Source organism: Rasiella sp. SM2506 (genome assembly GCF_050859505.1).
Lineage (GTDB): Bacteria > Bacteroidota > Bacteroidia > Flavobacteriales > Flavobacteriaceae > Marinirhabdus.
The window spans coordinates 2,545,898-2,560,717 of the sequence record NZ_CP193934.1 but is presented as its reverse complement, the minus strand read 5'-3'; the positions used below and the strand labels follow the sequence as shown (position 1 = coordinate 2,560,717).

Genomic DNA, 14,820 nt, shown 5'->3' with positions numbered 1-14,820 from the left:
GTAACTGGGCAATTAAGTGAAATTAGCCATTACTCTTATAGCCTGTCTTTTAAGAATATTTAAAGTAGCTCCAAGAACCGAATAAATAATCAATACTACCCACTACAAATTAGTTGACTATTTAACCAGGTAACTAATCAACTATTTTCATCAAAATTTTATTCTACAAGACAGAAAAGGTACCTTTGCTTTTCAAAAATAGCAATAGATGAAAAACACTGAATTATCTCACGTACACGAAGCTCTTGGAGCGAAAATTGTGCCTTTTGCAGGCTATAATATGCCAGTATCTTACGAAGGTGTCGTAGCAGAGCATGAAACCGTTAGAAGTGCCGTTGGTGTTTTTGACGTTTCACACATGGGTGAGTTCTTAATCACAGGCCCAAATGCACTCGCACTTATTCAAAAAGTAACCAGTAACGATGCTTCAAAACTAGAAGATGGACAAGCGCAATACAGCTGTTTGCCAAACGCTGATGGGGGTGTTATAGACGATCTTATTGTATACCGTCTGGATGCAGAAAAATGGCTTTTGGTGGTAAATGCTTCCAACATTGAAAAAGACTGGAACTGGATTGCATCACTTAACGACCTAGATGCTGAAATGAAAAATGTTTCGGAAGAGTATTCCTTATTGGCTATCCAAGGTCCCAAAGCAATAGACGCGATGCAATCGTTAACTTCAGTAGATCTTTCCACTATAAAATTTTACACCTTTAAAGTGGCAGATTTCTCAGGCATTGAGCATGTAATCATTAGCGCAACAGGCTATACAGGAAGCGGCGGATTTGAAATTTACTGTAAAAACAGTGACGTAGAACAAGTCTGGAACAAAGTGTTAGAAGCTGGAGCAGATTTCGGAATAAAACCAATTGGTCTGGCGGCTCGTGATACCTTACGATTAGAAATGGGCTATTGTCTCTACGGAAATGATATAGACGATACAACGTCTCCCTTAGAAGCTGGGCTGGGCTGGATCACCAAATTCACTAAAAAGTTTACCAATTCTGAAAACTTAAAAAAACAAAAGGAAGACGGAATACGAAGAAAACTAGTAGCTTTTGAACTAAAAGAGCGTGGTATTCCACGCCAGGGATATGAAATTTTAGATTATGAAGGCAACGAAGTTGGTAATGTAACCAGTGGTACCATGGCACCTTCTGTAAAAAAAGGTATTGGAATGGGCTATGTAACCAAAGAACTTAGTGCGCCAGGAACCGAAATTTTTATTCAGATCAGAAAAAATAAAGTGCCTGCTACTGTTGTGAAACTTCCATTTTATAAAGGCTAATGACAGATTACCAAAATATTTTAGATAGTATTTACAAAGAATTACTCACACGTGAAGACAAAGGTGAAGTAGCAAATTATATCCCAGAATTGGCCAAGGTAGATAAAACGAAGCTTGGTATTTATTTAAACAATATTCACGGTAAAAACTATAGTGTTGGCGACGCTAAAATCAAATTTTCTATCCAAAGTATATCAAAAGTATTTACACTAGCAATGGCCTTTGCCAATCAGGGAAATAAACTCTGGAGTCGTGTAGATGTTGAGCCTTCTGGCAATCCGTTTAACTATTTGGCTTTGTTAGAGCAGGAAGAAGGTATTCCACGAAATCCGTTGATAAATTCTGGTGCCATTGTGGTGGCAGATTGTTTGCTTTCAACCTATGAAAACCCAAAAGCCGAACTTTTAAATTTTGTACGCAATTTGGCGAATGATGATTCTATAGATTTCAACCCGCAGGTAGCCGCTTCAGAAATGAAAACAGGATTTACCAATTTTGCTATTGCCAATTTGTTGAAATCTTTCGGAAACTTAGAAAACCCAGTGGAAGATGTATTGGATTTCTATTTCCATCAATGCAGTCTGGAAATGACGTGTGAGCAACTGAGCAATGCATTTTTTCCTTTTGCCAATAAAGGTGTTTGTATGCAAAATAACGACTGCCTTACCGCAACACAAGCCAAACGTATTAACGCTATTATGCTTACTTGCGGCTTTTATGACGAAGCCGGCGAATTTGCTTTTGAAGTAGGATTACCTGGAAAAAGTGGCGTAGGTGGCGGCATTGTAGCTCTTTTACCCGATAATTTCATTATTACTACCTGGTCGCCTGGCCTTAATGAAAAAGGAAACAGTTATCTTGGAATGTTAGCGCTAGAAAAATTTACAACTGCGACAAAAGCCTCTATATTTTAAAATGTCACGTATCCCCAAAACAAAACATACTATCCTAATTTTAGGTGCCAGCGGTTTTATTGGTAACGCTTTGTATCGCGAGCTTCTCTCCTATTTCAACACCTCTGGCACCTATTGTACACAGGAAGGTTTGTATGGTGAAAATAAGGTGTTTTTTAAGTTTTGTGCTGAAGAAGATTCTAGTACTGAAATTTTAGCTGAAGTAAAACCAACCGTTATAATTTCTGCACTTCGAGGTGAATATAAAGCCTTACTGAAAACACATCAAGACATTGCAAATTACGTTGCTGAAAATCACGATAGCCGAATTCTATTTTTATCTTCTGCTGGAGTTTTTGATGCCTTGTATAAATTTCCCAGTTACGAAAATGATACTCCAAAAGCCGAAAGCGACTACGGACGCTACAAACTGGCCGTTGAAAAATTATTATTAGAACAAATACCTGCACAAAGCACCATTTTACGCTTGCCAATGGTTTTGGGAGTTACTTCACCAAGATTAATCCAATTAAGGCAAGCCAGTAAACACAAAGCTGCTTTTGAAGTGTATCCTAATCTTATAATAAGCATCACCACAGCCGATAAGCTTGCGCAGCAGATTCACTATATTGTGAATCAGCAGTTAGATGGTATTTTTCATTTGGCTAGTGAAGATGTGATTCATCACGAAGATTTGTTTCGTGAGTTGTGTGAAAAACTGGGTGACGAACCGCCTATTTTTAAAAGTGTGTTTCAACATAATGAAGATAGGTACCTTGCCATTCTTCCAAAGAAAAACAAATTACCAAAATCCTATCGCATCACAGTTGCTGAAGTTGTAGATGTTTGTACTTTAAAGGAAGAAATTAGTACCTTTAAAAGCTAGTTACAGCGTCACCTCGACTTTGGAGAGGTCACACAACAAGCTCTTTCCAAAATTGAATTTGGACTTGCTTACTCGAATGTGATTCCTTGTCGTACCTCCCTCGGAATGATTTTGGACATCGTGTTAAAAAGAATACCTAATTTTAAAAATAAAGTATATGAAACCATACACAGAAAAAGAAGTAGTAGAAAAATTAAAAGATTTTGAAGGTTGGGAGTTTGACGATAATGCCATACACACCGCTTTTGAGTTCGAAAACTTTAAAGAAACCTTTACCATAATGACGCGCATAGCTTTTGAAGCAGAACGTTTAGAGCACCATCCAGATTGGGCAAATGTGTATAACAAATTACATATAACACTTTCCACACATGATGCGGGAGGTGTAACCGATAAAGATTTTGAGTTTGCTAGCATAATTGACCAGCTGATAGGATAGTGAAATAATCGCCCTCAAAGTTTGGAATTTGGAATTTGGAATTTCTATATTTGGGCTGTTTTGAATTCAATGTTAGACGTTAGGTTTTCACGAACGTCTACAACATTTTAATCTATAATTTTATTTTATGGGAAGAGCTTTCGAATTTAGAAAAGCAAGAAAAATGAAGCGCTGGTCTGCCATGTCTAAAGCGTTTACACGTATTGGAAAAGATATTGTAATGGCCGTAAAAGAAGGCGGTCCAGATCCGGATGCTAATTCTCGCCTGCGTGCGGTCATACAAAACGCAAAGGCAGTAAACATGCCCAAAGACAATGTAGAACGTGCTATAAAACGTGCAAGCGATAAAAGTCTTGGCGATTTTAAAGAAGTTTTGTTTGAAGGCTACGCACAACACGGTATCGCAGTACTTATTGAAACAGCAACCGATAACAATACCCGTACAGTGGCCAATGTTCGCTCTTATTTTAATAAAACCGATGGCAGTTTAGGAACTTCTGGCTCTGTTGTATTTATGTTCGATCATACGTGTAACTTCAGAATAAAGGATAAAGAATTTGATTTAGAAGAACTAGAATTAGAATTAATAGACCACGGCGTTGAAGAGATTTTTAAAAATGAAGACGAAGATGAACCAGGTGTTATGATTTATGCTCCTTTTGAAAGTTTTGGAGCGATACAGTCTTATCTGGAAGAAAATAATATTGAAATTATCTCCTCAGGATTTGAGCGTATTCCGCAAGTCACCAAAAAATTAAATGCCGATCAAGCGGCCGACGTAGAAAAATTATTGGAAAAACTAGAAGAAGATGATGATGTACAAAATGTATATCATACTATGGAGGAGTCTTCGGAAGAATAGATTTTTTTATTTTTAAGAATAAAAAAGGAGCTCCGTGGAGCTCCTTTTTTTTATATATTAAAGTATTATTAGTCTTCAGAATAATAGACAGAAGAAGCACCGTTTAAAGTATTGTTTATAGTTGGCGCAATATTTCCACCAGCATCTGCATCAACAAACGCTAGTACTCGCCCACCACCGTTTGCACGTTCTGCTATGTATACCGTATTTCCTTCTGCATCATAATCTACGTTTACAGGATTTCCTAAGAAGGTATTACTTCCTGCCACTCGTACTTGATTTCCTGAAACAGCTAACGTACCACCGTTCTCTACACCATTAAATTTAGTTTCAAAATTTGTGATGATATGAAAAGCTCCGTCAGTATCGACGGTTGCATCTCCAATATCTGTTAAAATCATAGTACCTCCATCAAATCCTAATCCGTGTGTTCTCCCAATACCCTCAATAGAAATTCTTTTTGAAGGAACTACTGGACCTGTTACATTAAATTCGGTTACAAAATTATTGAAAACTACCACATCATTGGTATTATCTACTACAGCATATAGGTTGTTATCTACAAATTCTATACCCCACACGGCAAAATCTGTTGTTAACACTGTAGTTAGTGTGTATGTATTTGCGGATCTGGTATAAACAAGTAGTCTATTATCTATTGTTGTATCATCTCCATCTACATCCATATTATCTGCTATAACATATACATTATTTCTAACGGCTATGTCTCTTGGACTTCCTAATTCTACAGGACTTCCTGCTTCTAATTCTAGTGCATCACCATCGTCTGTACTATCAAGATCGTCGTAGGTTTCAAAATTCTTATTGCTTCTACTTACTTGAGTGATTTCATCTTCATCACTGTCTACGTATAAACCTTCCCCGTCTGTTGAAGCGGTTAATAACGTTCGTATTTCTACATCACCATCATCTTCAAATTTATACGCCGTAATACTACCTGACGTGTTACTTGAAGCATATAAGTTTACGCTAAGATCGTTTGCTGTGATATCTCCATCGTCATCATCTGAACATGAGAATAAGCCTAATGAGACAAATGCTGAAAGTGTTAAAATTTTTAGTTTTTTCATAGTAATTGTTTTTTATTTTAAACATAGATACCTCCTAAAGAGTAAAAAACAATAAAAAAAATTATCGATTAACTATATTTTAACTAAGGAAACACTGATTACCAAAGACATACTTTTAAAATCGTTTTGAAGTGTTAACGACTATTTAGTATAATAAAATGTTAATAAAAACTAGCTGTATGCGGCAACCTTCCCAACGACGCCATCATACATCTTCCGGAGTATGGGCATATCTTTTTGAATATCGCCTGTTGGATAGAATGCAGGATTAATAGTAACTGTTTTCGTTTTATAGTCGAACGACACAGGAATAATGGGTACTTCGGCTTTTAAGGCTATAAAGTAAAACCCTGTTTTCCAGTCAAACACTTTTTTACGTGTGCCTTCTGGAGCCAGGGTGAGCCTAAATTCCTCTTTATCTCTAAAAACTTTGGCTATGGCTTCTACTTTATTTTGTCCAGGTGTTCGATCTAATGCAGTGCCTCCCATCCATTTAAAATACGAGCCAAAAGGAAATTGAAACAGTTCCTTTTTTCCCACAAAATTTATTTGAACATTTAAAATTCGTCTTGTAAAAACACCAATGTAGAAATCATGCCAACTGGTGTGTGGCACTACAATAATTATAGACTTTTTGATGGCTCTATCAAAATCGCCTGCAATCTTCCAGCCTAAAACTCTAGTAAATATAAATTTTGCGAATCCCAATGAATATGAACTATTACTACATCTTCAAATATAGTGCTTTTAGCTTATCTCGGGTCATTATAGTTTCCCAATCGTCCCCCAGAGCATTCTCCCAAAGAGGAACCAAACTTAAGGCTATGTCTATCATAGTTTCCATTTGATCTTCGGTAAGATTGGAGCAAATATTTTGTGGAATATTAATATTATGCATTTTTACCATCTCCTTGAAAAGCGCTACATCTTTAGGATAATAATCTTGTAAATGATCAAATACAATACAGTTTCCTACTCCGTGTTTCGTTCCTAAAACATAAGAGAGTCCATAACTCATTGCGTGTGCTACTCCTACTTGAGAATAGGCAATACTCATCCCACCGTGCCAGGAGGCCATCATTAGTTTGGCTCTGGAATCTGTATCGGATAGTGTTTCGGTTAAGAATATTTCTTTACAAAGATCGTATGCTTTTTCTCCATAGCTTTCGCTGAAAGCATTGAGGAAAGTTCCGTTAAGAGATTCTACACAGTGAATAAAACAATCCATTCCTGTAAAGAACCATTGATCTTTGGGTACGCCCACAGATAGGTCTGGATCCAGCACAACCTGGTCATACGGAGTAAAATCGCTGTTAAGACCTAATTTCTTTTCTGGACCTGTTAAGATGGCTGTTCTAGAAACTTCGGCTCCTGTTCCTGAAATAGTTGGAATACCTACATGGTACAAACCTTTATTTTTCAGCAAATCCCAACCTTGGTAGTCTGCTGCGCTTCCTTTGTTTGTTAATAATAACGAAACTGCTTTTGCAAGATCCAAAATGCTACCACCACCAATACCAATAATACCGGATGGCGGATTTTTAAATTCGTTTTTAATATTTTTTACGATGGTATCTACTTGTTCTGTTTTAGGTTCTTCAGCTGTAGAAATAAAGATTAATTTATCATTAAACCGAAGGGTTAACTTATTTGTAAATACTTCATTTCTCTTAAAAACGTCATCCACCAAATAAATATATGGCGCCATATCTTTTCTGTTGGGCGCCAGGATAGATGGTAATTGATCGAAACAACCTTGTCCAAAAATAACTTTGGGTACCATTGGGAAATTGCGGTATTTATTATTTACCGAAGTGCTAGAACTTTCTTTAAAGGCTCTATTGGCACGCACTAAATCTTCTGGTGTATCAATCTCAATCCCTTCATTATTATTGATGGCCATTTTAATATTTTTACCATATTCCAAATAACGAATACATTCAATCTTTTCGGCGGCTTCTAAGGCACGCATTGGTAACTTTTGGAAATCCATTAACGCTTGTTTTCTAAACGCGTAGATTCCTTTATGTTTATAATATTGAACGGCAATGTTTTTATCGCGAGGATATGGAATGGGAGAACGTGAAAAATATTGGGCAAAATTGTCTTTATCTACCACAACTTTTACTGCATTAGGATCGCTTATCTCTTTCCAGTCATAAATCTCAGTCATTAATGACGCAAGATCAATTTTTTCGGCATCAGGTCCTTTAAAAACGGCTAGTACTTGTTCTAGCCCCTTTTTACTGGTGAAGGGCTCATCTCCTTGGACATTTACAATAATATCTACATCCATCTTTTCTACCGCCTCTGCAATGCGATCGCTACCACAATCGTGCTCTCTTAGGCTCATAATGGCTTTTCCTCCATTAATTTCAATTTCGTTATAGATAATTTCGCTGTCGGTCACCACGTATACTTCATCAAAAAGCTTGGTGGCTTTTGTAGCTTCATACGTTCTCACGATTACAGGCTTACCGCCTAAATCCTGCATTAATTTTCCTGGAAACCTAGATGCGCCATACCGCGCTGGGATCATTGCAATTATTTTCAAATCTTGGTCTTATTTTATGTTGAAGTAAGCAAAAGTATGTAATTATATAAGGACTAGATGCAAAAAAGTTTAAAAGGTTTACTCGGTATCTTCAAAAAATTCGCTTTTAAAACCTATTAAATATAGCTTTTCTTTTGCACGAGTAATCGCAGTATATAACCATCGAAGGTATTCTTTGTCAACTCCATTTGGTAAATAGGGTTGCTCTACAAAAACGGTATCCCATTGCCCACCTTGGGATTTATGACAGGTAATGGCGTAGGAGAATTTTACCTGCAGGGCATTAAAGTATTTATTTTTTTTAACAGCTAAAAACTTTTTGTATTTACTATTTTCATCTTCATAATCTTTCATCACTTCCTCATATAGTTTGTTAGACTCTTCGTAAGTAAGAGAGGATGTTTCAGTAATAAGAGTGTCCAGCAATAAAACGGTTTCAAAAGCCTTCATTTTTGGATAATCTATCATTTGTATAGAAACTTCAGCAAAACGAAAACCATACAATTCCTTTATACTGAAAATTTCTAAGACCTTAATAATATCGCCATTTGCAATAAATCCAGCATCCGAAGTTGTTTTCACCCAGTGATAATTGTTTTTCACCACCATTAAATAATCTCCTGCCGAAAGCTCTTCTTCCTGATATAGAATCCGGTTCCGTATATTCTGATTGTATAAGTTGGCGCGTTTGTTGGACCTTACAATAATCACGGTATCTTCATTTCCTTTGGTATGGTAAGAGTCGCTTATGGCATCTAATAGTTCGTGACCATCTTGTGGGCGTATCACTTCTGGAAAATTGATTTCAGAAAACTTGAAACTTTCATAAAAGCCACTATCCAACACTTCCCGAAGTTTTGTTGCGTTGTACAAAATTCCGCTATCGGTTTGTTGGCGTACTACCTCGTCCAGTTCAATTCCAATTACTTCTTTATTATAATGGCTCTCCAGCGTTCTTGCGTCCAGCGCGGGGCTAAGCGAAAGTTTTACAGGAGGTAATTGAGCAGTATCCCCAATGAGTAGTAGTTTACAATTGGTACCGCTATATACATATTCCATAAGATCGTCTAGCAAGGAGCCATTGTCGAATAACTTGGATTCCTGGGCTACATCTGGTATCATAGAAGCTTCATCTACTATAAAAAGAATATTTTTTCCTTTATTCTTCTGAAGTGTAAAAGAAACTCCGCCCCCCCCCTCACTTTTGGGCTGGTATATTTTTTTATGAATTGTAAGCGCCTGTCTTCCTGCATAGTTGCTAATTACTTTGGCGGCTCTACCCGTAGGTGCTAATAACGAAAATGACATTTGGGCTTTCCCGATATTTTTAACCAGTGTTCCCACTAGAGTTGTTTTCCCAGTTCCTGCATATCCTTTTAATAAAAAAACTTCGTCATTGCTTTTATTTAGCACAAATTTAGATAACAACTGCAGGGTAACTTCCTGTTTTGCAGTGGGAATATGTGCGAAATCATGCTTGAGTAAGCTGTAAAAGCGGGAACTATCCATAAAACGAAGTGGGTTGAAAGGCTAAATATAGGTAGGTTTTTTTCGGAATTTATAATACCAAACGAAAAAAAATTGTAGATTTGTGACAGACCAAAATGAATAACTTTTAAACTAAACAATCGTATCTAATGAAAATTATACTTCAAATCGTGCTATGGGTTGCCATTATATTTTTAGGCTGGAAACTGTATGGCTCTATTACAGGCCCCATCGAGTTTAACAGCATTAAAGAAGCACGTTACAAAAAAGTAATTTCTAATCTGCAAGATATTCAAGCTGCGCAGTTAGCACATCAAGAAATTACTGGTGACTTTACAGGTAGCTTTGACAGTTTAGTTCGCTTTATAGATACTGCTCAATTTGCCATCACACAAAGACGTGATACTAGCTTTGCAGATGTTGCTAAGAATAAGGCATTTGGTATAGATGAAGGGTATTATCTTAGTGAAATAATAACAGATACTTTGAGATTTGCTTCTGTAAAGGATTCGTTATTTAATGGTGGAGATCGTTACAAAAGAATGATGAATATCCCAGTAGAAGGTATAGATGATAAGATTGAAATGAAAGCTGGCACATACGTTAAAAATGAAATAAAGTACTCCGTTTTTGAAGCGAAGGTTTCAAAGAAAACACTACTCGCAGACTTGGATAAAGACTTACTGGTGCAAGAATTACAAGTAGTATCGGTAGATGGTGTAAATGGTGAATACATTAAAGTAGGTGCTCTGGACGAAATTAACACAAGCGGTAACTGGCCAAAAAACTTAGAAACTGCAAAAAAACAGTAACATAGTAGACACACCTTATAGACTGTCCGTTCAAGTAACATTGACCGGACTTTCTTTTTTGGTTTCAACTCAAAAGTTGAAAGAAGCTGTGTATTTTTCAGAAAAAAAATTTACTTCACAGTACACTCCACAAGAGATATTGTTGGAAATAAAGAAAGAAATTGAGACCAATGAAATTATTAATCAATGTTACGAGGTCTCTATTATTTATGCCAATACTACCTATACCCTAGTCCCAGATTCGCTATTTGATAAAAACAGATTGAGCGAGTATCTAAAGTTTAATTCAAAAATATTATCCGGGGATTACCTTGCTTATGATACACTAGCGTTACAAAAGTTACATATTGTGTATGTTCCTTTTATTAATATAAACAACTATCTTTTTGAGACATTTGGAAGCTTTCAATACTACCATGCCGCTACCATATTATTGCAATATGTCCTAGAGAAGGAACCTTCAAATAGTACCACTCGAGCCTATATTCAGGTTTATACAAACCATTTTGACTTGGTGATTCTTAAAGATGGTGCGCTTGTTCTCTGTAACTCTTATACGTACAGGACGCCAGAAGATCTTGCCTATTATGTGCTATTTGCTCTAGAACAATTAGACCTTACAGCCGATGTAATAGAAACTAAAGTACTGGGAGATATTGAAGAAAACGATCCAAACTTCGCTATGCTCTATACCTACATCAGGAATATTGCAGTACTAGAAGTTGTAAATCCTCTTACCATTACACAACGAAAACCCCATCAACAACTCTTACTAAAAAATTGTTTTTAAATGCGAATAATTTCTGGCACTTATAAAGGTAAAAGATTAATGGCTCCCAAAAACCTACCTGTTCGTCCTACGACAGATTTTGCCAAAGAAGCCCTTTTTAATATCCTAAACCATCAAATATACTTTCCTGAAGTTCGCTTTTTAGATCTTTTTGCCGGAACTGGTAACATTAGTTTTGAATTTGCTTCACGTGGTTGTGAAGACATTACCAGTGTGGATGCACATTATGGTTGCGTAAAATATATTCAACAAATTTCGGATGAGTTGTCTTTCAATATAAGTGCACTAAAGAGCGATGTTTTTAAATATACTCAAATGTCTCATCCCGCGTTCGACGTAATTTTTTCCGATCCACCTTATAATTTTGAATTTCAGACACTAGCAGATTTGGTAGAAAATATCTTTCAGAATAATTTGTTAAACCCTGACGGATTACTTATCATTGAACACACCAAACACATAAGTTTAAGTGAAGTTACTCGTTTTCAAGAAGCTAGAAAATATGGTAGTTCGGTGTTTAGTTTTTTTGCATAAACATAGTATATGACCTCCGAAGTGCCCGAAACAAAATTATTTAAATCTCAAAATTTTTGGGAAAATCTATTGGTTTCCATTTAATTCAAAATTCGATTTCTCACGCAAAAAATGAATACAAAATCCCCTCACAAATCAATTTCTTTAAATTTTACTACGCTTACCATCTATGAAAATCTTATTGTTTCTACTGTCCATGAAGGAGTACTCTTTGACACCCCGCAGCTGGAACAGTTAGAAGAGATTTTTGCCCTATATTTTAATGATAGGCCTTTCGGTTTTATTGCTAACAGACAAAATGATTATACTGTAAACCCCATTTGTTATACAAATGCAACGGCAATAGAACATATGGTGGGCATGGCAGTACTTTGCTATTCTGAAACAAACTACAAAACAGCAAATTTTACCAAACCTTTTTTCAGAAAACCATTGGAAGCATTTTTTACTTTTGAAGAGTGCGAAAATTGGATACAACAATTGCTGTAAATTACTTAGATTATCTTTATTTTCAGTATCTTTTCCATGGCCCAAAGGTGAATATATGACTCCCGAAAAAATAATAGATTTAGGATTTTGTACAATTAACATTCAAGAGCATTTTGCCGTTTCTACGATTGCCGAAGGTGTTATCTTGGATGCCACAAAACTTGATCAACTTTTTGAAATATTTTCATTCTATTACCAAGACAAACCTTTTATATCTATCGCCAATCGTGTAAAAGATTATACCATAGATCCTAATTTGCTAAGTTCGAAAAAGCATCCAAACCTTATTGCGCTTTTAGTGGTTGCCCCTAAAAAAACATCTAAGGAAGTCGTATTATTCGAGCGGCAATTTTATAGTGGTGTTTTTGAAATTTTTGACACCCTAGAAGAAGCAGAAATCTGGGCCGAAGAATTTCTAGAAAATTATTTAAAAAAAGCAGGCCTATAAGCCGGATTCTGTACGCTACCTAAGTAACGCCCTTATCATTTATCTGGATGCTGTATTACTACAACATTCTATCTGCCTACCCTCCAGCACGGGCGGGAACCCTTGACGCTGGTATACGTGGCATTTCACCGCATAGAGTTTACCTGGTTTCACTACAGCATTACCTGTACATTCTTTCTGTTGCACTTGTCCTTTCTATTGGCACCTCGACTACGCTCGGTAACCAATAAACGACGGCCGTTAGCCGCTATGCTTCCCTATGGTGTCCGGACTTTCCTCTTCAAAACTAATTGGAGCGATAAGGCGGCCTGCTGCTGCAAAAGTAACCCAATGTTAATAAATAGCGTAAAAAGCCCTGTTGTATTTTTCAAAAAGTAAACCCGCATACTTATATTTGTTTACTTCTATGGAACATTTTATAGTATCAGCCCGAAAGTACAGACCTACCGTTTTTAAAGACGTTGTAGGCCAACAAGCGATTACCAATACGTTGGAAAACGCCATAGAAAACAACCACTTGGCGCAAGCCCTTCTATTTACCGGGCCACGTGGTGTAGGAAAAACCACCTGTGCACGGATTCTAGCCAAAAAAATTAATCAGGACGGAACCGAACGGGAAGATGAAGATTTCGCATTTAATATTTTTGAATTGGATGCTGCTTCTAACAATTCTGTAGACGATATTAGAAGCCTGATAGACCAGGTTCGTATCCCACCGCAGGTTGGAAATTACAAAGTATATATTATCGATGAGGTACATATGTTATCTTCTGCCGCATTTAACGCTTTTTTGAAGACCTTAGAAGAGCCACCCAAACACGCTATTTTTATTTTAGCAACTACCGAAAAGCATAAAATAATCCCAACCATTCTGTCGCGTTGTCAGATTTTCGATTTCAGAAGAATTACTGTTCAGGATATTAAGGGGCATCTAGCTGGAGTAGCTAAAGCCGAAGGTATCCAAGCCGAAGATGACGCCTTACATGTAATTGCTCAAAAAGCAGATGGCGCTTTGCGTGATGCACTTTCAATTTTTGATCGTGTGGTGAGTTTCAGCGGAAATACTCTTACCAGGGAAGCCGTTACCGAAAACTTGAATGTGTTGGATTACACCTATTATTTCAGCATTACAGATTTATTACTGGAAAATAATATTCCGCAAGTATTGGTGGCTTATAACGAGATACTTTCCAAAGGGTTTGACGGACATCATTTTGTGATGGGGCTTGCCTCCCACTTTAGAGATTTACTCGTATGCAAAAATCAGGAAACCATTGCACTCTTAGAAGTAGGTGAACAAGTGAAAGCCATGTATTTTGAGCAATCTCAAAAAACAACAGCACCGTTTTTAATCGAAGGTATTGACATCGCAAATACCTGTGACCTGAAATACAAAACTAGCCGAAATCAGCGCCTGTTAGTAGAACTTTGTTTACTGCAATTAGCCTCTCTTACGGCTAAAGACGAAAAAAAAAAGTCTAGTCTAAACGGAGAACGCTTTGTATTACCTCCCTCCCATTTTAAAGATGTACTACCGGTAGTTAAAGAAGAACTCGATATTTCTAAACTGGAAAAACAACCTGTCGCTACTCATAAAAAACTTATTGAAGAAGATTTAAAAACCACTCCAACTGAAAATGTAGCACACAAACCCGTAGCTGAAAATTCTTCTGAACGTACTCCTGAAGAAAAAATTACTGAACCTACTTCAACCGAAGAAAAACCAAAACGTGTTGTAGACAGACCACAAATTCTAGCGGAACGTAATGCTGAAAAAGTTTCGGCACTTTCCTTAAAAAGTATTCGGAAAAAGAAAGATTTACAGAAAGAACTGGTTGCAAAATTACCCGATCAAAAAAACCTTCCCACCGAAGATTTCACAGAGGAGGCCATGCTTGCCGCCTGGAACGAGTACAACCAGAAAATGAGTGATGAAGGCAATCACAACCTACACTCGCATTTGTCTATGGGCGTTCCAAAATTGGAAGGTACATTACTGCATCTCGAATTTCCTAATAACACCATTAAAACCGAAGTGGAGCGCGCCAGACATAAATTGTTAGGATTTCTTCGTGAACAATTGAACAATTACAATGTAGACCTTTCTATAGAAGTTAACGAAGCTGAAATTAAACGCTATGCTTACACTTCAAAAGAAAAATTTGAAAAATTGATGGAAAAAAATCCGCTGATAGATAAGTTACGTCAGGAATTTGATTTGGAGATTTAGACGTCGACTCCGC

The 14,820-nt window shown here is 36.8% G+C and carries 14 protein-coding genes, 1 other RNA gene and 1 pseudogene; 10 read left to right on the top strand and 6 right to left on the bottom strand.

Going from position 1 to position 14,820, the window contains the following annotated elements; all coding sequences use genetic code 11:
* Positions 1-208: 208 nt before the first annotated feature.
* From gcvT to ACQ2HF_RS11580, 5 genes are all read left to right on the top strand, one after another.
* On the top strand, positions 209-1,291 hold the full coding sequence (gcvT, locus tag ACQ2HF_RS11600) for a glycine cleavage system aminomethyltransferase GcvT (protein ID WP_432410580.1): 1,083 nt from the start codon (positions 209-211) through the stop codon (positions 1,289-1,291).
* Entirely contained in the window at positions 1,291-2,205 is a 915-nt protein-coding gene (locus tag ACQ2HF_RS11595; RefSeq protein WP_432410579.1) for a glutaminase, read from the top strand. The genes gcvT and ACQ2HF_RS11595 overlap by 1 nt, the downstream gene beginning before the upstream one ends.
* A gap of 1 nt (position 2,206) precedes the next feature.
* The gene (locus ACQ2HF_RS11590) at positions 2,207-3,070 is read left to right on the top strand and encodes a sugar nucleotide-binding protein (RefSeq protein ID WP_432410578.1); all 864 of its coding nucleotides are present in this window, start codon (positions 2,207-2,209) and stop codon (positions 3,068-3,070) included.
* A gap of 157 nt (positions 3,071-3,227) precedes the next feature.
* On the top strand, positions 3,228-3,509 hold the full coding sequence (locus ACQ2HF_RS11585; protein WP_432410577.1) for a 4a-hydroxytetrahydrobiopterin dehydratase: 282 nt from the start codon (positions 3,228-3,230) through the stop codon (positions 3,507-3,509).
* Positions 3,510-3,636: 127 nt separating this feature from the next.
* Positions 3,637-4,371: a YebC/PmpR family DNA-binding transcriptional regulator gene (locus ACQ2HF_RS11580; protein WP_432410576.1), complete on the top strand. Its 735-nt coding sequence runs from the start codon at positions 3,637-3,639 to the stop codon at positions 4,369-4,371.
* A 68-nt stretch (positions 4,372-4,439) separates the two neighbouring features.
* Here the strand turns inward: ACQ2HF_RS11580 and ACQ2HF_RS11575 are convergent, their stop codons facing one another.
* From ACQ2HF_RS11575 to ACQ2HF_RS11555, 5 genes and pseudogenes are all read right to left on the bottom strand, one after another.
* The gene (locus ACQ2HF_RS11575) at positions 4,440-5,462 is read right to left on the bottom strand and encodes a hypothetical protein (protein ID WP_432410575.1); all 1,023 of its coding nucleotides are present in this window, start codon (positions 5,460-5,462) and stop codon (positions 4,440-4,442) included.
* Between the two features lie 171 nt (positions 5,463-5,633).
* On the bottom strand, positions 5,634-6,170 hold the full coding sequence (locus tag ACQ2HF_RS11570) for a 1-acyl-sn-glycerol-3-phosphate acyltransferase (RefSeq protein ID WP_432410574.1): 537 nt from the start codon (positions 6,168-6,170) through the stop codon (positions 5,634-5,636).
* 16 nt (positions 6,171-6,186) lie between these two features.
* A complete protein-coding gene (locus ACQ2HF_RS11565) occupies positions 6,187-7,245 on the bottom strand; it encodes an iron-containing alcohol dehydrogenase family protein (RefSeq protein ID WP_432413089.1) in 1,059 nt (352 codons plus the stop codon).
* Positions 7,246-7,290: 45 nt separating this feature from the next.
* A pseudogene (gene kdsB / locus ACQ2HF_RS11560) lies at positions 7,291-8,001 on the bottom strand (3-deoxy-manno-octulosonate cytidylyltransferase); the annotation flags it as partial.
* Positions 8,002-8,094: 93 nt separating this feature from the next.
* Positions 8,095-9,525, bottom strand: a complete 1,431-nt coding sequence (locus ACQ2HF_RS11555) for an ATP-dependent DNA helicase (protein ID WP_432410573.1) — start codon at positions 9,523-9,525, stop codon at positions 8,095-8,097.
* A 128-nt stretch (positions 9,526-9,653) separates the two neighbouring features.
* On the opposite strand from ACQ2HF_RS11555, the gene ACQ2HF_RS11550 reads away from it, so the two are divergent.
* From ACQ2HF_RS11550 to ACQ2HF_RS11535, 4 genes are all read left to right on the top strand, one after another.
* Positions 9,654-10,316, top strand: a complete 663-nt coding sequence (locus tag ACQ2HF_RS11550; RefSeq protein ID WP_432410572.1) for a hypothetical protein — start codon at positions 9,654-9,656, stop codon at positions 10,314-10,316.
* Positions 10,300-11,106 (top strand): DUF3822 family protein, encoded by an 807-nt coding sequence (locus ACQ2HF_RS11545; protein ID WP_432413088.1) that lies wholly within the window; start codon positions 10,300-10,302, stop codon positions 11,104-11,106. The genes ACQ2HF_RS11550 and ACQ2HF_RS11545 overlap by 17 nt, the downstream gene beginning before the upstream one ends.
* Entirely contained in the window at positions 11,107-11,640 is a 534-nt protein-coding gene (locus tag ACQ2HF_RS11540; RefSeq protein WP_432410571.1) for an RsmD family RNA methyltransferase, read from the top strand.
* A gap of 111 nt (positions 11,641-11,751) precedes the next feature.
* The gene (locus ACQ2HF_RS11535) at positions 11,752-12,129 is read left to right on the top strand and encodes a hypothetical protein (protein ID WP_432410570.1); all 378 of its coding nucleotides are present in this window, start codon (positions 11,752-11,754) and stop codon (positions 12,127-12,129) included.
* Between the two features lie 429 nt (positions 12,130-12,558).
* On the opposite strand, the gene rnpB is transcribed toward ACQ2HF_RS11535, so the two are convergent.
* An RNA gene (rnpB, locus tag ACQ2HF_RS11530) (RNase P RNA component class A) lies at positions 12,559-12,892 on the bottom strand.
* 91 nt (positions 12,893-12,983) lie between these two features.
* Here rnpB and ACQ2HF_RS11525 point away from each other — a divergent pair.
* A complete protein-coding gene (locus ACQ2HF_RS11525; RefSeq protein WP_432410569.1) occupies positions 12,984-14,807 on the top strand; it encodes a DNA polymerase III subunit gamma/tau in 1,824 nt (607 codons plus the stop codon).
* Positions 14,808-14,820 lie beyond the last annotated feature (13 nt).